This window comes from Streptococcus sp. 2022WUSS135, assembly GCF_044427045.1.
GTDB classification, from domain to species: Bacteria; Bacillota; Bacilli; order Lactobacillales; family Streptococcaceae; genus Streptococcus; species Streptococcus hashimotonensis.
In genome coordinates, this window is the sequence record NZ_JAOTGL010000001.1 from 127,021 (window position 1) to 152,214 (window position 25,194).

General features: G+C 41.7%; 16 protein-coding genes, 1 tRNA gene and 1 other RNA gene. 13 read left to right on the top strand and 5 right to left on the bottom strand.

Features of this window, described 5'->3' with window-relative positions:
* Positions 1-206: 206 nt before the first annotated feature.
* The 3 genes from ODU45_RS00660 to ODU45_RS00670 all read right to left on the bottom strand — a co-directional run bounded on the left by ODU45_RS00660 (position 207) and on the right by ODU45_RS00670 (position 1,869).
* Positions 207-279 (bottom strand) — tRNA-Lys (locus ODU45_RS00660).
* Positions 280-287: 8 nt separating this feature from the next.
* Positions 288-481, bottom strand: a non-coding RNA gene (gene ssrS, locus ODU45_RS00665) — 6S RNA.
* A 101-nt stretch (positions 482-582) separates the two neighbouring features.
* Positions 583-1,869, bottom strand: coding sequence for a replication-associated recombination protein A (locus tag ODU45_RS00670; RefSeq protein WP_398580556.1), 1,287 nt, complete (start codon positions 1,867-1,869; stop codon positions 583-585).
* 69 nt (positions 1,870-1,938) lie between these two features.
* Here ODU45_RS00670 and ODU45_RS00675 point away from each other — a divergent pair, with 69 nt between their 5' ends.
* Genes ODU45_RS00675 through ODU45_RS00685 form a run of 3 tightly spaced genes read left to right on the top strand, consistent with a single transcriptional unit; the run spans position 1,939 to position 3,101 of the window.
* Positions 1,939-2,274 carry a MazG nucleotide pyrophosphohydrolase domain-containing protein gene (locus tag ODU45_RS00675; protein WP_398580557.1) on the top strand — a complete coding sequence of 112 codons (336 nt, stop codon included), beginning with the start codon at positions 1,939-1,941 and terminating at the stop codon, positions 2,272-2,274.
* 1 nt (position 2,275) lies between these two features.
* Positions 2,276-2,746 carry a DUF3013 family protein gene (locus tag ODU45_RS00680; protein ID WP_105153105.1) on the top strand — a complete coding sequence of 157 codons (471 nt, stop codon included), beginning with the start codon at positions 2,276-2,278 and terminating at the stop codon, positions 2,744-2,746.
* Position 2,747: 1 nt separating this feature from the next.
* Complete coding sequence (locus ODU45_RS00685; protein WP_398580558.1) at positions 2,748-3,101, top strand: ASCH domain-containing protein; 354 nt, start codon at positions 2,748-2,750, stop codon at positions 3,099-3,101.
* 160 nt (positions 3,102-3,261) lie between these two features.
* On the opposite strand, the gene ODU45_RS00690 is transcribed toward ODU45_RS00685, so the two are convergent.
* Positions 3,262-3,369 (bottom strand): putative holin-like toxin, encoded by a 108-nt coding sequence (locus ODU45_RS00690; protein WP_220125338.1) that lies wholly within the window; start codon positions 3,367-3,369, stop codon positions 3,262-3,264.
* Between the two features lie 235 nt (positions 3,370-3,604).
* Between ODU45_RS00690 and prmA the strand changes: the two genes are divergently transcribed.
* The 9 genes from prmA (at position 3,605) to ODU45_RS00735 (ending at position 19,735) form a co-directional block, all read left to right on the top strand.
* Positions 3,605-4,558, top strand: coding sequence for a 50S ribosomal protein L11 methyltransferase (gene prmA / locus ODU45_RS00695; protein WP_105121929.1), 954 nt, complete (start codon positions 3,605-3,607; stop codon positions 4,556-4,558).
* 1 nt (position 4,559) lies between these two features.
* Entirely contained in the window at positions 4,560-5,306 is a 747-nt protein-coding gene (locus tag ODU45_RS00700; protein ID WP_398580559.1) for a 16S rRNA (uracil(1498)-N(3))-methyltransferase, read from the top strand.
* A 3-nt stretch (positions 5,307-5,309) separates the two neighbouring features.
* A complete protein-coding gene (locus ODU45_RS00705; RefSeq protein ID WP_044763406.1) occupies positions 5,310-5,432 on the top strand; it encodes a hypothetical protein in 123 nt (40 codons plus the stop codon).
* Between the two features lie 1,226 nt (positions 5,433-6,658).
* Positions 6,659-13,993, top strand: a complete 7,335-nt coding sequence (locus ODU45_RS00710) for a SpaA isopeptide-forming pilin-related protein (protein ID WP_398580560.1) — start codon at positions 6,659-6,661, stop codon at positions 13,991-13,993.
* A gap of 44 nt (positions 13,994-14,037) precedes the next feature.
* A complete protein-coding gene (locus ODU45_RS00715; RefSeq protein ID WP_398580561.1) occupies positions 14,038-16,041 on the top strand; it encodes a pilin N-terminal domain-containing protein in 2,004 nt (667 codons plus the stop codon).
* Positions 16,042-16,065: 24 nt separating this feature from the next.
* Positions 16,066-16,920, top strand: a complete 855-nt coding sequence (locus tag ODU45_RS00720) for a prealbumin-like fold domain-containing protein (RefSeq protein WP_398580562.1) — start codon at positions 16,066-16,068, stop codon at positions 16,918-16,920.
* Positions 16,921-17,191: 271 nt separating this feature from the next.
* A complete protein-coding gene (locus ODU45_RS00725) occupies positions 17,192-18,079 on the top strand; it encodes a class C sortase (RefSeq protein WP_253212912.1) in 888 nt (295 codons plus the stop codon).
* A complete protein-coding gene (locus ODU45_RS00730; RefSeq protein ID WP_398580563.1) occupies positions 18,057-18,914 on the top strand; it encodes a class C sortase in 858 nt (285 codons plus the stop codon). Before ODU45_RS00725 ends, ODU45_RS00730 begins: the two co-directional genes overlap by 23 nt.
* The gene (locus tag ODU45_RS00735; protein WP_172699575.1) at positions 18,911-19,735 is read left to right on the top strand and encodes a class C sortase; all 825 of its coding nucleotides are present in this window, start codon (positions 18,911-18,913) and stop codon (positions 19,733-19,735) included. Before ODU45_RS00730 ends, ODU45_RS00735 begins: the two co-directional genes overlap by 4 nt.
* 559 nt (positions 19,736-20,294) lie before the next feature.
* Here the strand turns inward: ODU45_RS00735 and sntA are convergent.
* Positions 20,295-22,736 (bottom strand): heme-binding protein SntA, encoded by a 2,442-nt coding sequence (gene sntA / locus ODU45_RS00740; RefSeq protein ID WP_398580564.1) that lies wholly within the window; start codon positions 22,734-22,736, stop codon positions 20,295-20,297.
* A gap of 256 nt (positions 22,737-22,992) precedes the next feature.
* Here sntA and ODU45_RS00745 point away from each other — a divergent pair, with 256 nt between their 5' ends.
* Positions 22,993-25,194, top strand: coding sequence for a RelA/SpoT family protein (locus ODU45_RS00745; RefSeq protein ID WP_398580565.1), 2,202 nt, complete (start codon positions 22,993-22,995; stop codon positions 25,192-25,194).

Sequence of the window (25,194 nt, forward strand, 5' to 3'; positions counted from 1 at the left end):
AGCAGTCGGTACAATCCTTATACATATGACTGATGGCTTTGTCCTGATTATTCGTTATGAAGGAAATAGGAAGTTGAGAATCATGATGAAATTCGTAGATTGGTGACTTTTAATGAAGAAAAGTTTAAAAAATGAAGCGTAGAACAAATTCACTCAAAAAACGAGAAAAAGCCTTGATAAATCAAGACTTTCCTCATATCAACCAATCCTCCCTGTAGGGATCGAACCTACGACCCACGGATTAAGAGTCCGCTGCTCTGCCAGCTGAGCTAAGGAAGGTAAAAAATAAAAATGCTGTATTGGTACCGGTTATCCATGGATTGTATTGATCCCGCACGCTAAAAGCAGGTGGGTGACGCGTTTCTAACTTAGTTGCTTCTGGGTGTGCCAGCTTGCATACTGTCAGAGGATCTTTGTCTCCCTAGTAATACAAAAATAGTCGGTCAACACATAGGTATGAATTCGTATACCACAGCAGTTCTTATTTATGATTTAATAATACCACTTTTTTTTGAAAAATCAAGAGAAAAATGGCAAAAATGTAAGCGGTATCAAATTGTGTGTGCCAAAAAACCAGTTCTATCAAGGATTTTGGCGTCTATTTTTTTTCAAATTTTTTATCTTTTCTTGGGTCATACCCAAGGCACGCTCGTATTTGCCGGTGTCGTTGGCGGTGAAGTAGTCCGCATTCAGTAACTTATCGGGCAGGTATTGTTGGTCCACCCATTTTTCAGGATAGGCATGCGGATACTGGTAGCCAATGGCATTTCCCAGCTCCTTACTACCAGCATAATGACCGTCACGCAGGTGATTTGGAATAGGTAGATGACCGTTTTTCCGCAAATCAGCCAGAGCTGCATCCATAGCCTGATAGGCAGAATTGGACTTGGGAGAAAGAGCCAAATCGACTACTACATTGGCAATCAAAATCCGTGCTTCTGGAAAACCAATTTTCTGAGCCGCTTCAAGGGCAGTCACCGTATGAATCTGTGCCTCTGGATTGGCCAAGCCGATGTCTTCATAGGCAATGACCGTCAAGCGACGGGCCAGACTAGGCAGGTCTTCCGCTTCAATCAAACGGGCGGCGTAGTGGAGGCTGGCATTGACATCGCTGCCCCGAATGGATTTTTGCAGGGCTGAGAGGATGTCGTAGTGGGCATCGCCGTTCTTGTCCATGCTGATGTAGGACTTTTGCAGGCTATTTTCCACAGCGTCTAGGTCAATATGGCGACTGCCATCGTCACTTTCCTTGGTCGAAAGTACAGCCAGTTCTAGCGAATTATAGGCGGCACGCAGGTCACCGTTGGTAGCATTAGCTAGGAAGTCCAGAGCCTCAGGCTCAATGGTAATGGGGAAGTCAAAACCACGTTCGGTATCTGTCAGAGCCAGTTCTAGAGCCTGTCGGATGTGGCTGGTTTGCAAAGGATGCAATTCAAAAATCTGCACTCGACTACGAATGGCAGGCAAAATTGAGAAGAAGGGATTTTCAGTCGTTGCCCCAATCATGATGATATTGCCATTTTCCAAAAGAGGAAGCAGAAAGTCCTGTTTGGTCTTGTTGAGGCGGTGGATTTCATCAAGCATGAGGACCAGACCACCAGAAAATTTAGCTTCTTCAGCGATTTCCTGCAGGCGTTTTTGGTTGTCGGTCGTGGCATTAAAGGTTCGAAAGGCATACTTGGTCGTACCAGCAATGGCGGATGCAATCGAGGTCTTGCCAATCCCTGGCGGACCGTAGAGAATCATGGACGACAGCATATTGGCATCAATCATGCGACGGATAATCTTTCCAGGACCGACCAGGTGTTCCTGACCGATGACTTCATCAATGGATTTTGGTCGCATACGAAGGGCGAGATTGGCTGGCATAGGCTTCCTTTCAGTGCATTTATGGTATAATCATTATACTACAATTTTAGGATTTGGAGAGAAACGAAGATGACGGAGTTGACGGTGGGTGTTTTGGAAGAATACTTGCGTGACCACTATGGGACGACAGTTCCAGAGCAAAGTCTCTTTATAAAATTAGTGGAGGAAATTGGTGAAGTGGCAGAGCTACTGAATCAGCGTGCAGGCCGCAAGATGATGGATGGCGAAGACGACAGCTCTGCTCGTCTGGCAGAAGAATTAGCTGATGTTATTCACTATGCTGTAGCCTTGGCGGCGGTGAATCAACTAGATTTAACCAAGTCCATTTTGGAGAAAGACAAGCAGGCTTCCGTCAAATACGGTCGAGAAATAAATTTATTGGAATTTATAGAAAAGAGGAAATAGAATGGCAAAACATGGATTTTTAGATGTGCTGGAAGTGGCACTGGATAAACATTTTACCTACGATTATGAACTCAACTGGGACAAGAAAAACCATGCAGTTGAGTTGGCTTTCATCTTGGAAGCACAGAACGCGGCTGGGATTGAAACGGTGGACGACGAAGGCAATGCCTCTGCGGAGGATATTTTCCTAGAGGAGTATGTCCTTTTCTACAACCAGGACAAGTCTCGCTTTGACGAGGAAGACTACCTGGTCGCTCTGCCATTTGACGCCAAGAAGGGCTTTTCAGCAGAGTTTCTGACCTACTTCGCAGGTTTTCTCAAGGACACCGCCGACCAAGGTTTAGATGACCTCATGGACTTTTTGGCGGACCCAGAAGCCCAAGAATTTGCGATTGCTTGGGACGGTGAGGCCTTTGAAAAAGGCAGAGCAGACTTGGTGGAAGGGGAGTTCTACCCATATCCGAGGTATTGAGATGGTTCATGAAATGTTATTGGCTCCAAAACCTTTTGAAATGATGAAGTCTAGTCAGAAGACCATTGAGCTACGACTTTACGATGAGAAGCGCAAGCATATACAAATTGGAGATCGCATCCGTTTTTATTGTACAGAGAATCAGACGCAAACGATCGAGGTGCAAGTATTAGATCTTCACATATTTGATAATTTTGCTCAGTTATACAAAGAACTGGATTTATTATCTTGTGGGTATACGCAAAGCAGTATCAGAGAGGCGAAACCAGAAGATATGGAAGTTTACTATTCGCGAGAACAGTTAGAACAATATGGTGCAGTAGGTATAGAATTGAGGGTAATAGATTCTATTTGACATTCCGTTTCCTCTCTTGCTTGACTGTGGGTGAAACTTTTGCTATTCTAAAAATAGAAAAGGCGTTGAGTTCCAGCTCAACGCCCAGTAGGACCGCTAAACGGTGGTTCAGTTCGTTAGATTAAATAACCGTCAGAACTGTGTCAAAGTTTGCTGACGGTTATTTTTTATCTCGAATAGCTAAAATGATGACGATTATCAAGCTCAGCATTTCAACAAGTAAACTTGCGAATGTGAGCATGACAATCAGTCCATCAGCTACGGACAAAAGCATTCCTCCTTTCTAGCAGATTTGCTGTCCACTTCCATGGGCATCACCTCCGTTCAGAAACTTGGAACCACCGTCTCAAACTTTCCTACACATGTTTATTCGCAGTGCGATTAGAAAATTTTCGAAAAAGTATTATTAGGGCTCCATTGCGTAACATTAACTTGTAAAATGGGTTAGAAATCGGTACAATAATACAGTGATTGACGCATAGAAAAGAAAAGGAACAACAAACATGAACTCATGGCAAGAATTAACGATTCACGTGCATCGTGATGCAGAAGAAGCAGTTTCAAATCTGATGATTGAAACGGGCAGTCAGGGGGTGGCCATTAGCGACTCAGCTGACTATGTGGGACAGGAGGACCGTTTCGGTGAACTCTATCCAGAGGTGGAGCAGTCGGATATGATTGCGATTACGGCCTATTATCCTGATACTGTGGATATTGAGGAAGTTAAGGCAGACTTAGCAACTCGCCTGGCGGATTTGACCGGCTTTGGCTTGGAAACGGGTCAGGTCAGCCTAGAAAGTCAGGAACTGGCGGAGGAAGACTGGGCGGACAACTGGAAGAAATACTATGAGCCAGCCCGCATTACCCACGATTTGACTATTGTGCCGTCTTGGACCGACTATGAGGCGACTGCTGGTGAGAAGATTATCCGCCTGGACCCAGGCATGGCTTTCGGTACGGGCACCCACCCGACGACCAAGATGAGCCTCTTTGCCTTGGAGCAGATTCTGCGTGGTGGCGAAACGGTCATTGACGTCGGCACAGGCTCAGGCGTCCTCTCCATTGCCAGCTCTCTCTTGGGTGCTAAGGAGATTTACGCCTATGACTTGGATGAAGTGGCGGTGCGTGTGGCCCAGGAAAACATTGACCTCAATGCCAATACTCGCAATATTCATGTCGCGGCAGGCGACCTTCTCCGTGGCGTTGACATTGAAGCAGAAGTCATCGTTGCCAACATCTTGGCGGATATTCTCATTCATCTGACCGAGGATGCCTACCGTCTGGTCAAGGACGAGGGCTACTTGATTATGAGTGGCATCATAGCGGACAAGTGGGACATGGTGCGAGCATCTGCGGAGGCGGCTGGCTTCTTCCTTGAGACCCACATGATTCAGGGCGAGTGGAATTGCTGCGTCTTCAAGAAAACGGCTGATCGCTCAGGTGTGATTGGAGGCTAGGATGCAGCAGTATTTTGTCAATGGCAGAGCACCGCAGGGCGTTTTTCAGATTACCGATAAGGACACTGCCAAGCATATGTTTTCTGTCATGCGCTTGCAGGCAGATGACCAGATTGTCCTGGTCTTTGACGATGGTATCAAACGCTTGGCACGGGTAGTGGACAACCAGAGCCAATCTGTTGAAATCATCGAAGAACTGGCAGACAATGTCGAATTGCCCGTTTCCGTTACCATTGCTATGGGCTTTCCAAAGGGAGACAAGCTTGAGTTTGTCGCTCAAAAGGCAACGGAATTAGGCATGACCGCCTTATGGGCCTTTCCAGCGGACTGGTCTGTGGTCAAATGGGACGGTAAAAAACTGGCAAAAAAAGCAGAAAAGTTAGAAAAAATCGCCCAAGGAGCAGCCGAGCAAAGCAAACGCAATCGCATTCCAGCTGTTCGCTTGTTTGAGAAAAGAGTGGATTTCCTAGCTCAGCTAGCAGGGTTTGACCAGATTATCTTAGCCTATGAAGAAGCTGCCAAAGAGGGCGAACAAGTCAATCTAGTGAAAATCTTATCTGGCTTAGAAATCGGCCAATCAGTTCTGGTCATCGTGGGCCCAGAAGGTGGCGTATCACCTGAGGAAGTAGCCACATTTGAAGGAGCAGGAGCGGTTAAAACTGGTCTCGGCCCTCGTATCTTACGAGCAGAAACGGCTCCCCTTTACGCTCTTTCTGCCATAAGCTACGCGACAGAATTGTTGAGGTAGTTTATGTTTGCTTTAGGAACGATTATCAATACGGTGGTCATTGCCTTGGCAGGTTTGCTAGAGTCTTGGTTTGGACATTTACTGAAAGAACGACATCAGTCGGGGCTGACGATGGGGAATGTTTGAGTCTTTCTTGAACCTGTTAGAATCCTTTGATTATTGGGGTATAGATAGTTAAATGGTAATTGGTTTCAATAATGAAATTGATTCTGATAAAAAACCAGGCAAGTGGGAAAGACGACTATTCCTAGTAGAGTCCGTCTTCTCATCCTTGCCTAACTTCAGTTATGCCTGCGGCTCATTGCCTCGTACTAAAAGTAAATTAAAAGACTATAAAATACGAATTGCTGTGATTTTCTTTACAAATCCTATATCCAATTTTTTTACCTCACTTTTGATTTCTAGGGTCAGGCCGAAACAGTTTCTTGGGCTGTCTCAGCACAAACTTTGTTTGTTCAATTTCTAACCTCAAGCAATTCTCTCAGATTGCTAGAGCAATCAACTACTGCACTGAGATATTGATACTAACTTAAAGAAGTGGCGTTGTACTTTTTACCTAGCTGGGCTATTATTTGTGCTAGATTGCCTGTGAGTAATTTTTTATTCATGCATGTTAGGCTAAAAGGTGAAAAGTCCTTTTTAGGTAGTTCGGGAATTCTTTATCAAGAATTCAGGACAGACTCATATATAATAGCTTAGAAATCTGAGTTTTCTGCAACTAAAATAGCGTCGCCGAAATATTTAAGCTACATCTTTTATTCAATCGAATCCGAAATTAGTCTCTTAATGATTTTGAGAAAAAGTATAATTTTATATATAAAAACGAACAAAATTAGTTTTAGGGTATCTAGAAACTAGTATTGTTCGTTTTTTTGTTTTGTTTATCAATCTGCAGAATGACCAGATGAGGTATTTCAAAAAAACAAATCTTTTTGTCCTAGACTCATTAGAGAGTCAGTGTTTGAAATGTAATATGGTGTGATGCATATTTTTTGAAATATGGTTATTTTTATATTAAGGTGACTCTTGTCATTTCCAGATGTTCTTTTTCTATTTTTTCTGTGTTTCTCGCTAAATGTCGCTTGATTTTAGAGGGAAATCAAGTAAGATTGTATATGGAAAAAATCTGTATAAGTGTTATTGTAAAAAGTGAAAACTAGAGGAAGATTGCAGGGAACTTACGGTGATTTACTATTTATATTATAGTAAATTGAAATAATGGTATTTGAACTATCAATTTCATGTAAGCTTAATAAGTATTAAAGTTGATTTTGTTTATATTTAGAACCGGAAAAGATAATGTCCCTGTATCTCAACTTTAGCAGATTTAGACACAAACCAAGGAGTACGAGATGATAGAATTTAGAAAGAAAGCAGTTCAATTAGCTAGTTTAATGTCAGTTTTTTTTCTATGCACGTATAGTTTTACAGATGCGATGTGTATCATGGCAGAAAGTTTGTCGACCAATGGTGCTTCAAGAATAAGACGCACCTATATCGAAGACAAAAAGGAGTACAAAGATAGATTAAATATTGAGTTAGTAGAATCGTTGTCTAGTCCAGAGACTATAGGTCAAAAAATTACAATAGATAAGCAGAGTTTAGCTACACAGAATTTTAACGAAAAAGGTATAGTAGTTATCACTCAAAAAGGGCTAGAGTTAAAGAAAGATGATTTAGAAAAAGGTTGGAAACTAGATGAGTCATATAACGAGAAGGACCTAGCTATAACAAAGAGTGAGACAGAAAAACGCTCTCTTTCAAATGAATTAGATGTATTGTCAAAAACTGTAGAAGAACTTCCAGTGTATGGAGAAAACTACCATTCCTATAGACTGCTGCCAACAACAGAATTGGATTATTCGGCAGATAATGTAAGTCTGACTTTAAGTTTTACCAAGGTTAGTGAGGTTATTAAGGGGGAGTTAGTAGCGGTAGTAGCTGCGGATCATATCGCATATTTTAAAGCTGAACCGAGTGTCTTTAAGGAGTATTCTCAAGTTAATGAAAAGCCTTCATCTACTGAGGATGTCAATGTAGTAAGCCCTTCTCAAGACCCACCCGTCTCTGAAACAAAAGAAAATGTACCTGACAATCCAGAATCACAAGGAAGTTCAACAGTTCCAGAGTCAGAGCAAGCTGTGGATGCTTTGGTCGAACAACGAGGAGTTATCTGTATCAAATTAACAAAATCTAGTTCTGAACAAGAAGAGGGCATTGAGGATACTGAAAATGAAGCCATCGAAGGTGCTACATTTGAGGTGCGTAATGTAGAAAGTGAAAATCTTGTTTATACTGGTCAGACAGATAAAGATGGTCTCCTAACGATTTCAAATCTTCCGTTGGGAAACTATGCGGTAATTCAAAAATCTACCATAGATGGTTATGAGATTTCTGCCACAAAAGAAGTAGTGGAGTTAACAGTAGCTCAATCAAGACAAAACGTCTCAATTAGCAACGTCCCTAAAAATCCTTTAGAAGGACTTATGCTGAATTCAATATTGGATTCATCTTTGATGCCGCGTTCAGCGAGAGTAGCACGTTCGCTACTTGATGTTTCATTATTTGATAATCCTACTGTGACAGGAAATGCAAATGCCACTACAACGACCACCATATCCGGGAATAAAACAACAACCATCACGCGTGAAGAGTCAAATATAAAATACATTTTTAAACCTATTACAATTTCAATTCCAGGTATTTATCAAAGCTATTCACAAGATGGTGTCTTGAAGAAAAAAGAGGTAGTGGTTGACTCAAATACCAATACCACAAAAATCATTTGGGAATACACTACTACGGTAGGTGGTGCCAATAGCAATATCACCTCCATTAGAAATGCCTTCTCAACAACAACTGACTCTGGTTTGGGTGAACCTAAAATTACTTCTATCATGAAGGATGGAGTTGCAATAACGCCCAATACGACATACTTCGGTAGTTCAGATAATTTTAAGTCGGCTACTGATAATTTACCAGTTGGAAACGGGACGTATGTCTATACGATTGAGACTCCTGTGGTGATTCCAAGTGATAACTATAGTTTGGATTATCGGTCGGAAGTAACTGTTAATGCTCCAAAGGGGAGCAAGCTTACCTATAATGGCACATCGGTTACCCTAACTCAGACGGAAACACGTACCTTATCAACAGCAGATACTATTACGCTTCCAGCTAAAAATGATGGTGGTCCTCTAGGGGACTTAAAGGTAGATACGGTCAATACTTCCAATACCAATCGTACAATTGGTAAGTATCGTGATGATGACGATAAGGTTATCGAATGGACTAGTTCACAACTAAATGATACGTCGACAACCCAAAGTTTTACATTTGATGTTGCTCTAGATAGCTCACAAGCTGCCCATGAATATAAGGTTTATATATATGAACCAAGTAATGGAACCTATACTGAAACTAAAGCTGAAAAGGTCATTACGTCTGGGAACCAGATTACGGTTGACAATGTTCCGGCAGGTGCGGTCGCTTTGGTTAAGACAGTGACAAATGTTACAAACGAGAAAGCCAACCACACCATTTCAGGAGCACAATTAGAAGCGCTGAAGGGTGATATAAAAATCCAGAAGAATTGGGTGAACGAAGCTACACCAGTGACTACTACCTTTAAAATAACTGGTGGGACAATCGATCAAACCCAAACACTGTCTGCAGATCAGTCAGCTATTACGGTAAATGATGTTCCTAAATTTTCAGGGACAGGTTCGACAGCGACGAAGAAGCGGATTCCCTACGAAGTAAATGAGGTTGTACCAGATGGTTACATCCTAACATCTGCTATATTTGATCTCGAAAGCCTGACTTATCTTTTTAATAACAAGAAAGACGAGTCTTCAACTATCCAGCCAGATTCCTCGGGACTTCCTACCAATTATGGGATTACCTCTGTTGAGCCAATTGATATTAACTACATTAAGTACAGAAGTGGTAGTACTGTTTGGGGGGGATTTAGTGGATCGTTGAAACTTGGGTTTAAAATCCCACCTTTTGCTCAAGAAGGTGATAGCTTTACAGTTGAAATTCCAGAAGAACTAAAATTGGATCACCCAGCCAATCCAAATCGAGAGTGGACACCAGTCTATGATAATAACGGTCGAGAGATTGCGAAGGTCTATCATACGAAGGAAAGAGAACTTAAGTTTGTCTTGACGAAGAATGCTTACTCTGTTTCAGAATATAGCGGTTGGTATACAATCGGAAGTCAACCAAGTAACATCATTCAAAAAAATAATGATACTTCTTTCAGAGGTCCTTATCTTATAGGTGCTAACCCTGTTTTGCCAAAGTGGTATGAGAGGGAAAATCTCCGCTCAACCATATTAAATAAGCAATTGACTTTTACAGGAAGTTATTCAGGCAGTTCTTTTTCTTATAGTGATAAGACAGTCACGACGACTGGTACGCTCAATGCTACAAATAATGGATCACGTCAAGGAGATCTTCACCAATTTGATGGTGTAAACAAGTATGAGTACGAACAAGGGCAGGACTATATCAAATGGGACTTGATTTATAATGCAGGTGGAAATCATACATCATCAGGTAGGAAGTTTTGGGATTTTATCCATCCACAGATGAGTTTATATACCTATGGTAATACTGACCAGAGTGTAGGGAAGGATATTGAGTTTTATGTTGCAGATGCGACCGCAGCAGCTTCCTACACTAATCCGGTGAAAATGACCTTTAAAGGAACTTCTACCAAAAACGGACATACTCAGTATCACTACGAAGTTCCAGGCACATCAATTGGTGTAGCGGTTTACATTAAGCAAGAGAGTACGTCTGATTTATCGTTTGATGGTTTTACTTCTACTCATACACTTGAGTTTTACTATGAAAATCTTCAAAATAAGGCACTTGTTGCCCGTATCAAGATGCGAAAAGGTAGTGCGACCAATGGTGGTTATTACTACAATGCTGCTCAAAAGGCATACTTTAGTGGAACTACGGGCTCTCAAAAGATTTACCGCCGTGCGGCAGAAACTACGGCACGTGGTGGCGCCTATCCGACAGACTGGTACAGTTTAAAGCTGAAAAAAGTTGCGTATGAAAATGGTCAAAAGAAAGCCCTTGAAGGTGCAGTTTTCACCATATACGATGCTAATAAGAGACCTTACCAAACAGTTCGAAGTAGTGCCAATGGTGAGTTCACCTTCTCAGAACTCTTAGCTGGTACCTACACCTTTAAAGAAATTAGTGCACCACCTGGCTATATCTTGGATCCGACAGAGCACACTATTGTTGTAACCGATAATCAAAATATTACCATTGATGGGAAAAAATACGATGTCAATGACCCAACAGAAGTTGTTAATACTAAATCAACTACACTTCAAATCAATAAATTTGAATTTGGTGAAAGTAAGCCATTGAAAGGAGCTGTCTTTAGACTGCAGAGTAAAAATGGTGGAAATTATGATGTCACAATAGGAGAAGTTCTTCCTGCAAGTCAGTTTATTTTCTCTAACCTCGCAAAAGGCATGTATACTTTGACGGAGACAAAAGCTCCTGCGGGTTATAAAACGATTCCTCCTCTTGATATTGAGGTTTATGAGGAAAATGGAGAGCTAAAAGTACGCAAATTAACAGACACTTCCAATACACAGACGGGAGCGGTAGAAGTTGTCAACGGAAACTTTAGTATAAATGTTGTTGACGAGGACTTTAGTACTGAGTTCACCAAGGTAAATGAGCAAGGTCAGCCACTCGCAGATGCAGTGTTTGAGCTTCGTCAGATAACCCAAACAGGCTACAAACGAGTTCTAACAGGCTTAACTTCAAATAGTCAAGGCAAGCTCCGTGTGGACCACTTGCAAGGTGGTACAACCTATGAACTTTGGGAAACTAGTGCGCCAGCAGGTTATAGTAAGTTAACAACAGCTGCGGCACGATTTACGGTATCTGAGACTGGAATTATCAGTTTTGAATCTGGTACTAGTGAGCGTATTATTAACCGCCCTCCAACTTATAAAGTTAAAGTGCAGAAAATTGATGCACTGACTGGACAGAAAGTAACTGTGCAGACACGTATTGGTATTACGGATAGCCAAGGGAATGTAATTGATGGGCAAATTTCAAACTTTGACAATGGAGAGTTCAGCTTCCCTAAAAACTTTGCCCCAGGGACTTACTATATCAAGGAAGAAAAAACTCCATCGGGTTATATCGGCTTATCAGGTTTGGTACCATTCACTATTCGGGTAGATGGTATAGTAGAAGTGAATAGTGATTATCTTGAAGGTATTGATGTGACGACGAGCTCGCCAGATACGATTACGATAAAAGTCAAGAACTATCCACTCGGAAAATTCAAAGTTAGCAAGCGTGTTAAAGGGATTAGTGATTTGACCAACCTTATCACTGGACAAATGACCTTTACTTTGGCAAAGAATGACGATGTAAACTTTGCCCCTATCGTCAAACAGCAAGCCGCAAACCAAGACTTTGTTTTTGAAAACCTCCAGCCTGGGGTCTATACTCTGACAGAAACACAAGCCCCATCTGGCTATATCAAATCGACAGAAAACTACACGATTTATGTTAATAGGGATGGCAGTGTCCGTTTCTACTCTGACTCGGATGCAAGTAGTCACATAGCACGTGGTTTGCATGTGATAAAATCTGCAGAGATTGCTATGGCCTCTGCCTATGGCTCTAGTACAGAAGATAAGGCGCTGGATGGTGATTTGGCAACCGGTGCCTTGTACCAACTTCCAAGATCGACTTTGAATGAGGGACAATGGTGGGGAGTGAACTTAGGTTCGCCTCAGCGCGTAACGCAAATTCGCTTTGCTCAAGGTAAAAATACCACAAACGGTAGTGACCATGACAAAATGGATAGCTATGCCCTTGAGTATTCACCGGATGGTATCACCTATCAATCAATTGGTAATTTCACCGAGACCGACCTTACTCAGACTGTAGATATCTATGCTCAATACATTCGTGTACGGAATCTACAGACGGGAACAAATAGATGGTTGGGAATCCGAGAATTGCAGGTAAGTGTTCGAGATGCTACCCAAACGATTGAAGCAGGTGGAAGTGATGCTGCCGCTAATGTTATTAAAATCGGTAACATCGAAAATCCAGAGTTCAAAATTGAGAAAGTAGATGCGAATAACAAGCAAATCTCAAAACCTGTTACCTTTAAGCTCTATAAAGTTGACGATAGTACAACAGAGGCAACTGTATCAAGCGCCTCTCTTGACGATACCAATCTCGTACAAACCTTGACATTTACAGGTCAAAGCAGTTTGACACGATTAACTGCGACAGCGCTTGGCAAATATGTTCTTGTGGAGACACAAGCACCAGAAGGTTATGACGGTTTGAGTGCACCGGTATTGTTGGAGTTATACGAAACAACGCAAGCTTATGCGGTAACGCAACAGAAAGCTGTGACACGTTTTAGAGTTTTAAATCAAACTAATTCGGTTAGTGTAACAGATTTACCTGGTGTTAGTGGTGCTCTTGCAAATGCGATCAGCATTAAAGTGAAAAATAACGAGCGTAGGTACAATCTTAAAATCAAAAAACGTGATTATCACCATCCGACTCTTGGTTTAAATGCGCACTTTGAACTTGTTACAGATGCTGGTCATCCAGTTGTAACTGATGGTGTTAATATGAAGGGAAATACAGATAATGCTGACAACAGTATCACCTTCTCGAACTTGCCAGCTGGCGTCTATATTTTGAAAGAGACAGTTGTTCCTACGGGAGGCTATCGCCCTGTTAATCAATTACAAGATACCAAATTTGAAATCCGACCAGATGGTAGTTTACAAATTTTAGAGTCAGATCCGAATATGGTGACAGTTGATACGTCACAAGGTGCTACCCTTGAGATCACCATCAAGAACTTCAAGCAATTTAAGTTCAGACTCCAAAAAACAGATAATCGTGACGAGAATCACCTTCTAAATGGTGCAACATTTAAAATTTACAGTGATCCAAACAATGATGGTGTTGAGGATACCGAAGTTGCTAGTGGTGTGACGAAAAATGGTCTCTTTGAAACATCTTTGAGTTTTGGTTACTACATTTTGGAAGAAACAGTTGCGCCAACGGGATATCAATTAAATCCTAAGAAATACCGTTTCCAGATAAACCATGATGGAACGACCAAGCTTCATAATGGAGATAATCAGGTTACCTTAGCTGAAAGGGTAGATGGCGATAATGTTATTCTCTTTAACATGAAGAATACAAAACAAACAACCCACATCAAACTTGCTAAACGGTCTTATAGCGATCCTACGCAACGTTTAGAAGCTCGGTTTGAGTTGACAGAAAGCAATAATCCTCAAGCAAACCCAGTTGTTAAAACCACGACTACAACAGGGGATGAAGTCCTCTTTGACAATTTAGCAGTAGGGAAAACCTATATCTTGAAAGAGATAGTAGCCCCTGACGGCTATCAAAAGATTGAAAAAGAATTCCATATTAATATTGGTGCAGATGGGGCTATCTCTATCCAAGATGGAGAGGACCTCGTCAGTCTAGACAATATGGACAATCACCTGATTATCGTGAAAAACCTCCGCAAAGGAGAATATCCGAAAACAGGTGGTATGGGTATCATTCCATATATTGCATTAGGGGGGGTGATGATGTTCATTGCTTTTGCCGTTGAGCAACGTCGGAAATATACTAGATAGTTCCTAATGTAAACAAAATAAGAAATAAAAAATAGGAGTATACAATGAAAAAATTGACGAAATTATTTTCGGTGTTTACTGTGTTCCTAACGGTGCTCGGTTCACTGATAAATATTAAACACTTAGTCCATGCCGAAGATACGCAACCGCATCAAACGAAGGTTGTGGTGCATAAGGTCTTGATGAGCAAGGAAGATTTTGAAAGATTTGACCACCAGACAGCACAAGCTATCCAGAAGTATGATGGTACAGAAATTCAAACAGGTAAGTTTACACAGTATTTTGGTCAATCTGCTACAGAAATTGCAGGTGTCAACTTTAAGGTTTGGAAGAAAGTTGACAATCAAGTAGAAGGTACAAAAACTGGTACACAGTTAGGTATTACTGGTGAGGGTGCTACAGAGCACTATCAAAAAATGACCAATGACTATGGTACTAAAGGTGTCAACACAGATGCTGGCAGTGCAGGTGCTTCATTTACTCTTGAAAATGGAACTTACATTTTTGTAGAAGATAAGGAAGCATCACCATACTACAATAAAAACGGTGACGCTACTGGTAGCGAACTAACTGAAGCTAAGGCAGTTCCTTTCCGTCTTGTTCTACCAGTTACACACCCGGAGGGAAGTGGTTACTTTAATAATACAGATAAACCACTTCACGTTTATCCAAAAAACACAGAAGATAAACCGACTGTAACAAAAACTTTTGGTGACAATACAACTGACACAAAAAATGTCACTATCGGTGATGAGATAGAGTATAAAATTACAACTAAAATTCCAAAAGGTTCTAGCTACAAGACAATTGTTTGGGAAGATTTGATGGTTGAGGGATTGGACTTTAAACTACAATCATTGTCTGTTGTTTCCAAAGAAGTCCCTAACTTAGCCAAAGATACTCACTATACAGTAGCCGAAGATAAACGTGGCTTCATGGTGAAAATGAAAGAGGAAGGTCTAGCAGCTATTGAAGCTGTAGCTAAAGAGAAGGATGTTAATATCACCTTGAACTACAAAGGTATCCTCAACGATTCAGCAAAAGTGGATACTGAAATCCCTAACCAAGTGAAATTCCACTATGGTAATCGCCCACGTACTTTAACTGAACCAAAACCTGTAACGCCGAAAGAAGAAGGTGGTAAAGTAAAAATCCAAGTTAACAAGATTTGGACAAAAGAACAAGATAAAAAATCGGTAAAATTCAAGGTATATGAAAAAAATACAGGTGTACTTGCTGGCGAATTTACGTTAGAACCTAGCGAAACTACTAAAGAATTTAGTGACAATCTTAAAGCAGGTGTTGAGTATATTGTAGTGGAAGATACGACTTCTGGAACTATTCCATCTTATGCTAGTGAAGGTGGAGAAAAAGCTCACATTGTTACAGTAACCAACAACCCGTCAGACAACCCACCACCAATTGTACCAGAACAACCAAAAGTTATCACTTACGGTAAACGCTTTATCAAGACTAATGATAAGGAATCAGATGCAGCTGACATTGAAAAACTCACAGGTGCAGAGTTTGTAGTGAAGAATGGTGAAGGACGCTATTTAGCATTGAAAGCGTCCGATACAAAAGATCAAGAAGTAACAGAATACAATCGAGCAGAACAAGCCTACCTAATAGCGTTGAAGAATGGAAATGCTGAAAAAGAGAAAGCAGCGCGTGACGCAGCCTATGAAGCGTTGAGTATGCAGTGGGAGTGGGTAACAGAAAAAACTAAAGCCTTTACATTCATTTCATCTAAAGATGGTAAATTTGAAGTCAAAGGTTTAAAACAAGGTACCTATACACTAGAAGAAACCAAAGCTCCAGAAGGCTATGCTTTATTGAGTACAGGCATTGAATTCCAAGTTCAAAGAGGTAGCTGGAATGATGACAGAGTTAAATTGTCAATTGATGGACATACTCAAATCAAAAACAAAAAAGTAACCATTCCACAAACGGGTGGTATCGGTACACTTGTCTTCACAGTTGTAGGTTTGAGTGCGATGGTATTCGCTTATGTTGCTATGAAGAAACGCCAAGCAGAAGATGCTTAACCAAATGAAGAAAAGGAGGGTAATATGAGGATTATAAAACAGCTAGTTTGTTGCATGATGGCACTGGTCTGTTCGTTGTCTCTGCCCTCTTTCTCGGCTCAAGCAGAGGATACCTTTGGAGTTCAGGTTCATATTCCTCTCCCTCAAGGAGTGGACACCAGTCAAGTATCAACGGGTTTGGAGGCTTGGTTTATCGCTACAGAAGAGCCAGTCTCTGCTGAGCAGTTGGCAGATACCTTGTATCAAAAAAGCCGTTCGGACTTGAACCAAGCCTATGGAGAACCCATTGCCTCTAAGGCCATTACATCAGAAGATCAAACTACCTTTCGAGGATTGACTAAGGGCTGGTATTACGTTCGACAAGCAGGAACTCCTACGAGTCTAGAAGTTATCCCATTCTTGATGAATGTAGGTAGAGGTGTTACAAAGATTGAGGCTAAGGTCAGGAGACCTAGCGAAGAAAAGGGGAGTAAGCCGTTTTTAAAGGTATCAACAAGTACAGCCCCTTTATCTGGGGCAGAGTTTGCGGTTCTTGAGGAAGTAGGCGGAGAATTGAAGGAAGTGATAGTCGGCGGCAATTCTTATCACGTCACTTCAAGTTCGAATGGTCAGTTTGTGGTAGGTCCTCTTCCTTATGGTACTTACTACTTAAAAGAGGTCAAGGCCCCTACTGGCTACATTTTATCTCAAGATACGATTCCTTTTGAAATAACCTCGGATTCACATGTGTCCGAGATCATTAAGATTAAGAATAAACCTGTTACACCTCCTGGAATTGAAATTCCATATACAGGAAATGTGGTGGTAATTGCAGTTTTATCTACCGGTATTTTGCTCTTCTTGCTAGGTTATCGCTTGGTAACTTATACTAAGCGATAACGTTTGACAGACTAGAATAGAGGGAAAATCCCATTGTCAGGTTGAATCTGGGGCAATGGGATTTTTCGTTTTAAAGTTGGATTATGGTATAATAAAAGCAGAATGTAGGGGATTTTATACTCTTCAAAAATCAAAATTATCCGTTGTCAACTAGCCTTAATGAACTCCAGTTCTGTCTTCGGCTTTGTTTCCCAGGCTACTTTTGGTTTTCATTGAGTATTAGCTTTGCAATGCAGTAGAAAGACAATGGAAGAATAATAAAGTTCGGATTATGATACAGAAAAAATCGGGAAAAACTACAAAGAAAAAAAAGAAAAGTAATATCCCCTTTTACTTGGTATTTTTGATTGGATTTGGGATTTTACTTTATCCTCATGTTTCTAATTTTTATTATCGATATGAGTCGGATCAGCTGACTAATTCTTTCGACCAAGAAAAAAAGACCTTAGCTTCTGAGGAGGTTAAGGAACGAATGGATTTAGCTCAAGCTTTTAATGAGAGTTTGAATAATGTGGTTTCGGAGGATCCGTATACCAAATCACGACATGAAGCTGGACGGGTAGAGTATGCACGGATGCTGGAATTGCATGAAAAGATAGGTTATGTTGAAATTCCAAAAATTGAGGTCAAGCTTCCTGTTTATGCAGGAACTTCTGAGACCGTTCTTCAAAAAGGTGTAGGGCATTTGGAAGGAACATCCTTACCGATTGGGGGGAGCGATACCCATACTGTCTTAACGGCTCATACAGGTTTACCCAAAGCTCGGTTATTCACAGACTTAACGAAGGTAAAAATCGGTGATACTTTCTACATTCACAATATCGTAGAAACATTAGCGTATGAAGTAGATCAAATAGTGATTGCTGAACCAACTCAATTTGAGGAATTGCTGGTCAAGCCTGGGCAGGACTATGCAACCTTGCTAACCTGTACGCCTTACATGGTGAATACGCACCGTTTATTGGTACGCGGCCATCGTATTCCTTATGTTGCAGAAGAGCATCTTAAAGCGTCTGAAAATGCAGAGAAGCGTATTCTTATTCGTTATCTTCTTTATGCGCTTGGAATGTTTGTCGGTATTTTACTGATTTTCTTATTAACAAAAAGGCGGAAAAATAAAAAGAAAGTGACGAGTAATGATGAAACGTTCACAACTTAGAAAGGGAATGTCTAAACAGTCCATACTCTTGAAGCTTTTATTTCTCTTTGGTTTAGTAGTGACGCTGTATCCGTGGATTTCTCAATATTATTATCGTTATGACTCTGATTATAAAATCCAATCATTTTATGAACAAGCACAACAGTTACCGAGTGAAGAAGTTCTGAAAAGGTTGGAGCATGCTAGGGCCTACAACCAGACCTTGGAACCTCACAAATTGCAAGATCCTTACACAGAAGAAGAGAAGGCTGGGGTAGTGGAATACGCTCGTATGCTTGAGGTGAAGGAGAAAATTGGTTTTGTAGAAATTCCGAAAATCAACGAGCGAATTCCTATATATGCTGGTACAACTGAGGAAGTATTACAAAAAGGAGCGGGGCATTTGGAAGGTTCCTCCTTGCCAGTTGGTGGAGAAAGTACTCATACTGTGATTACGGCGCATCGTGGTCTTCCTAATGCTTCGCTATTTACCAATCTCGATCATTTAAAAGTTGGGGATCAATTCTACATTCATAATATAGCTGAGGTCTTGGCTTATGAGGTGGACCAGATTTTAGTTGTTGAACCGAATAATTTTGATCCTGTTATAGTTCAAAACGGAAAAGACTATGCAACCTTGCTAACCTGTACTCCTTATATGATTAACAGCCATCGTTTGTTGGTACGTGGACATCGCGTTCCTTATGAGCCGAAAGTTGCCATCAAGCAAAAACCGGCATTCTTTTTGGATATGCTAACGCTATCCTACTTGGTAGCCCTATTAATCATAGTAGTGATTGTTATTATCCTCTATCTTCTCCGTAGGAAGAAGTGTCAAAAGGGGGAAATGAAATGATGAAAAGAATAGGATATATTTTCATGTTGGTTGGTTTGTTGCTTCCTTTAGTGTTACTGACAAATATGTCAGTGCAGGAGTTTCAAGTTTTCCAACAGTATCAGTCTTATCGTAGGAATTCTAAATTCTTTTCGACAGAGCAACTCGAAGAAATTAAGGCTTATGGGGAACAGGTTAGTGGTGGTGACTTACCCACAGTTGATCCCTTTGCAGAGAAAAATGATTCAAATAGTACCGATGTGTTATCTTCTGAATTAATGGAAGGGGCAATTGGTTATTTGAGTATTCCAAAAATTGAAATTCGACAACCTATTTATGTTGGGGCAACCAGTGAACATTTAAATGATGGAGTTGCTTCTGTTATAGGAACAGCTTTACCTATAGGTGGAATAGGTCGACGAAGTGTCATTGCCGGTCACCGTAGTTGGTACAATGATCTCAGATTTTTCCGACTGTCAGAGTTGAGAGAAGGTGATAAGATTTTTATTGAGGTTGGCGGGAGGACGCTGACGTATTTGGTAAAAAATACAGAAGTGATAAAAGCAACAGATTGGCAAAAGTTATTACCTGTTGAGAGTCAGGATATGGTAACCTTGTTGACATGTGATCCACTAATTCCTCCTTTTGATTATCGCTTGTTAGTCAATGCTTATCGCGAATCAGATGTAATAGAGGAAGCTGATGAAGTGAGCCAGACCAGTCAACGTGAAATAAAGCAGTTTCAGCAATATTCATTCAGTCTTGTATTTTACCTGACGATGTTTGGTTGGGTCTTGTTGCTTTATATCCTTTACCGTTTTATTAGAATCTGTATTTGGTAGGATGAAGGGCGTTTTTGGTCAAAAGAGGGTTGAAACAAAGATAGGCTTCCTCCTAGTGAGTATGAATTTATACTCTTCGAAAATCAAAAGCAGACGTTGTTAACTTGATTTGATGAACTTCAGTTCTATCTGCATCTGCGTCGCCTAGTCTGATTTTGATTTTCATTGAGTATTAACGAAAATTGGTTAAGAAATTAGTCCAAAATAATGGGAATAAAAGAAAAACACAGACAGCTTAGCTGGATTTCATCAAAATCAGCTTGAGTCTATCTGTGTTTTTTTATTGAGTGCAAAAGGGTATTGGTATAGTGACAAGTCGTACGAACGCCTCTTTATACTCTTCGAAAACCAAAATTATCCGTTGTCAAGAGCCTTGATGAGTGAAAAGCTCCAGTGGAGGTTTTCAGCCTGTTACCTTGAAATAAGATAGTAACAGAGTTCTATCTTCGACTTCGTTTCCTAGGCTGCTTTTGATTTTCATTGGGTATTAAGAGGTTCGTGACGAGTCAAAAGCAATGAGGCTTGAACAAGGGCTAGTTTTTGCTCAGTCTCGTCTATTTTAATGTTCTTTTTTCTTAGTCCATGCGCCGACAAAACCAATCAAAGTGAGACCAAGCAGACTAAGCATAGAAGTAGCTTCTCCTGTTGCAGGGAGTGTCTTGGTGCTCGCTTGTGAATGTGGATTAGCCAGTTTATGTTGTGGAGCAGGAGCAGGTGGATTTACCGCTGGAAGAGTAATTCGTTGACCAGATTCGAGTACAATATCTTGACCTGTGTTACCTTGATCTGACTGCTGTTCATCTGGAGTCACTACTTTAGGTTCAGTATAGACGAATTTGAACTCACCGAACCCTTCGCTGGCAGTTGAAGCCTGTAGGTAGACAATACCTTCTTGGTCAGCAACTAGAGCTTTCGCACGATCTGCTGTCAAGAAGCGGAGGTCGAGTCCCTTGATGCTATCTGTAAAGGTCCAGTTATTGTCTGCTGTAGGATTGATAACTTTTTCATCGATAATATAATTGATGATGGCTTGGCGGTTTTCCAGGTTCAATAAGCGGTTGATAGAAGCTTCGCGAACCCCAGGGAAAGTACCGTTTGCACGGTAGTTGTTGGTCACAACGATGAATTCTTGATCAGCTGTCACATCTTGCCCATTGTATTGCAGCTTCCGAACCCTGCTGGCGTTTTCGTTGACTACCTTACCATCACGATCGTATTTATTTGGTTGCGTAATATCGTACTGATAAGTTACTCCGTCAATAACGTCAAAATTGTAAGTGCGGAAATCTGTGTTGACTAGATTTTGTGGCTCTGTTGAGCTTGGATCAACTTGGTTGAATTGCCCTGCGGACATTTCCAACCATTCTTTGAGTTGGGCACCGTTGACTTTCAAGATGGCTACAACGTTGTCGTAGAGGTAAAGGTCTGCTACGTTCTTGATGGCGATTGGGCCAGCAGGAATGTCTGTATAGGCTGAAGCGTCGCCTCGAGTACCAGCCTTAAATGGTGCAGCCGCAGATAGGATTGGTAGATTAGCTTCTGGAGTCCCCACCAACTGTTGTTTTGCATACCAAATCTGTGCATTGTTAACAATCTGTACAGAAGGATCATCTTGAACAAGGGCAAAGAAGCTGTTGATTGGAGCAGTTGTTTCACCGACTTGTTGACGAACATATTTGATGGTTTCGTTATGGGCTTCTTTAGCAAGGTCGATGATGCGACCATCTGCTACAGATGATTTTGTATCAATTTTACGAATAGCCGCTTTGCTAGAAGTAGCTGTCCATTTGCCATCTTTAAAGACTAGATTAAGGTCAATCACACCGAGGTGATCACCGTATTTTCCAGCCATGGTGACAGGAGTGCCGTTGATTTTACCATTTGTATCATCCACGCCAGAGTATTTAGCATAGAAGCTTGGTTTTTCGGCAGTTCCTGGGAATTCTGCGTGGGAGTGACCTGTGATAACCGCATCAACTCCTTTTAGGCTGGCGATTTGGTAACCGACATTTTCCTCGCCGACTTCATATTGGTCATCGCCGATACCTGAGTGGGAAAGGACCAGAACGATGTCTGCTCCATTTTCTCGCATGGTTGGGATAATATCGCGAACGGCTTCAACTGCATCACGGACAATCACTTTTCCTTCTAGATAAGCTTTGTCCCAGTTGAGAATTTGAGGGGGAACAATCCCTGTAACACCGACATTTAGTGTAACCTTTTTACCCTCGGTGTCTGTGAACGTCTTTTTCACAATGGTATAAGGGGTGTAGAGAAAGTCTTTCGTAGTCGGATCGAGGACATTGGCATTGACTAGAGGCATGTTGGCTGTACGAATTACTTTTTCGAGGTAGGCAAGGCCGTAGTTAAATTCGTGGTTGCCAAGTGTGCCGACATCAAATCCCAAAGTCTCTAAGGCGGCGTACATAGGATGTTGTTCGCCTTCTTCAATAGGATCAACGATAGACTTGTAATTTCCAAGAGGAGTACCTTGAATGGTGTCTCCATTATCTACCAATACAACATTTGGATTTTCTTTTTTTGCCTCTTCGATAAGAACAGCTGTTTTTGCTAGACCAAGCGTTTCCACTGGTTTATCTTGGTAATAGTCATAGTTGACCAAGTTCGTATGGAGGTCAGTTGTTGCGAGAATGCGAACATCAACAGTTTGTCCTTCAACAGGCTGACTAGTTTCAGTTGCAGCAGGAGTGACCGTGCGTGCCTCTGAAGCAGTTGCGGCAGTTGTCTCGCTCGTAGGATCACTGGTTTCAGCTGTCTCGGAAGAGCTTGGATTTTCAGCTTCGGTAGTGGCTGGAGCAGGAGATTCTGTACTATCAGCTTTCTCTGTGGTGTCAGTTTCAACTGGTACAGCCTGACTTGCTTCTGTTGAAGAAGCTGGAGTTGTGTTGAGAAGCTCTTCGGCTTGAGCTAATTTTGGATTGCTTGCAGCTAAGAGAGCTAGTGTGAGTGCTACGGCACACTTACTGAAACGAAAATTCATAAGAATCCTCCATTTTCTTTTTTATAATAATCTTCTACAATCATTATACAGCTAAGAAATATAAAATTCAAGACTAATTCTGAACGTTTGATTGAAAAACAAGTGAAAATAGTAAGAAAAACAATGAAAAAAGGAACGTTCGTTGAATCTAAGTCTGGGTTAGATTGTTTGTAATTAGTAGTCTTATGTTAGATTCCTTTTTCTTTTTTCGTGAAAATGGTAGAATAGTAGGAAATATAAGAGGAAGAGTAGAGATATGAAAGAAATTAACTACACTGGGGAGGAAGTGGTTGCCTTGACAGCCACCTATTTACCGGAAGAAGATGTTATATTTGTCAAAAAAGCTTTGGATTTTGCGACAGAGGCACACAAGTCCCAATTTCGTAAATCGGGCGAACCCTATATTGTACACCCGATCCAGGTAGCAGGTATTTTAGCAGGACTCAAGCTGGATGCTGTGACGGTTGCCTGTGGTTTCTTACATGATGTGGTTGAGGATACGGATGTAACCTTGGATGATATGGAGGCTGAATTTGGTCCAGAGGTTCGCCATATTGTCGGCGGTGTTACCAAACTGGGTAAGGTTGAGTATAAGTCTCATGAGGAGCAGTTGGCTGAAAACCACCGAAATATGCTGATTGCTATGTCTCAAGATATGCGGGTAATTCTGGTCAAATTAGCCGACCGTTTGCACAACATGCGGACTCTTAAGCACTTACGCAAGGACAAGCAGGAACGTATTTCACGTGAAACAATGGAAATCTATGCACCGCTTGCCCACCGTCTAGGTATTTCTTCTATCAAGTGGGAATTGGAAGACATGTCTTTCCGCTATCTCAATGAGATTGAATTCTACAAGATTACTCGAATGATGAGCGAGAAGCGTCGTGAACGGGAAGAGTTGGTCAATGAAGTTGTTGATAAGCTAAGAGAGTATACGGAAGAGCGCCATCTACATGGTCAGATTTACGGTAGACCCAAGCATATTTACTCTATCTATCGCAAAATGCACGATAAGAAAAAGCGGTTTGATCAACTCTATGACTTGATTGCCATTCGTTGTATCATGGATACTCCGAGCGATGTCTATGCTATGTTAGGGTATATTCATGAATTGTGGAAACCTATGCCGGGTCGCTTCAAGGACTACATTGCCAACCAAAAAGCTAACGGCTACCAGTCTATTCATACCACGGTTTACGGACCGAGAGGTCCAATCGAGTTCCAAATTCGGACCATGGAAATGCATCAGGTGGCGGAATACGGGGTGGCAGCTCACTGGGCTTATAAGCGTGGTGGCAAGGCAACTGCCAGCGAAAAAGAGTTGCGCTGGATTAACAACTTGATTGAACTCCAAGAAGGAGCTGGGGATGCGCAAACCTTTGTAAATTCTGTCAAGGACGATATTTTTACAGAGCGTATTTACGTTTTCACGCCAGATGGTGCGGTGCGTGAATTGCCTAAGGACTCCGTGCCGATTGACTTCGCCTATGAAATTCATACCAAGGTCGGTGAGCGGGCGACAGGTGCCAAGGTCAACGGTCGTATGGTTCCTCTGACGACCAAGCTTAAGACAGGCGATCAGGTGGAAATCATCACCTCTGCCAACTCTTTCGGTCCAAGTCGTGACTGGGTCAACTTGGTTAAAACTCACAAGGCTCGCAATAAAATCAAGCAGTTCTTCAAGAATCAGGACAAGGAATTGTCTGTTTCAAAAGGGCGTGAGATGCTTCAGAACCTACTCCAAGAAAATGGCTACGTTCCCAACCAATACCTGGACCGTCGCCACATGGATGAGGTCCTGCAAAAGACCAGCTATAAGACCGACGAATCCCTTTTTGCAGCGGTTGGTTTTGGGGAAATCTCTGCCGTGTCTGTCTTTAACCGTCTGACAGAGAAAGAACGCCGAGAAGCCGAGCGGGCCAAAGCCAAAGCTGTCGCGGATGAATTGGTCAACGGTGGCGAAGTCAAACACGACAACAAAGATAGTTTGAAAATCCGTCACGAAGGTGGCGTGGTCATTGAAGGGGCGTCAGGCTTGTTGATACGGATTGCCAAATGTTGTAATCCAGTGCCTGGCGATGAAATTGTCGGCTACATCACCAAGGGGCGTGGGGTAGCCGTTCACCGTGTAGACTGTATGAACCTCAAGAGTCAGGAAAACTACGATGTCCGCCTGATTGATGTCGGTTGGGAGGATGAAAATTCGACCAAGGAATACATGGCAAACATTGACATCTACGGTCTCAACCGTTCAGGTCTCCTCAACGATGTCCTCAAGGTTTTGACCAATTCCAGCAAGAACATTTCTTCGGTCAATGCCCAGCCGACCAAGGATATGAAGTTTGCGACCATCCATGTTTCCTTTGGTATTTCCAACCTGGCAACCTTGACCAGTCTGGTGGACAAGATCAAGTCGGTGCCAGAAGTTTACTCAGTGAAAAGGACCAACGGATAA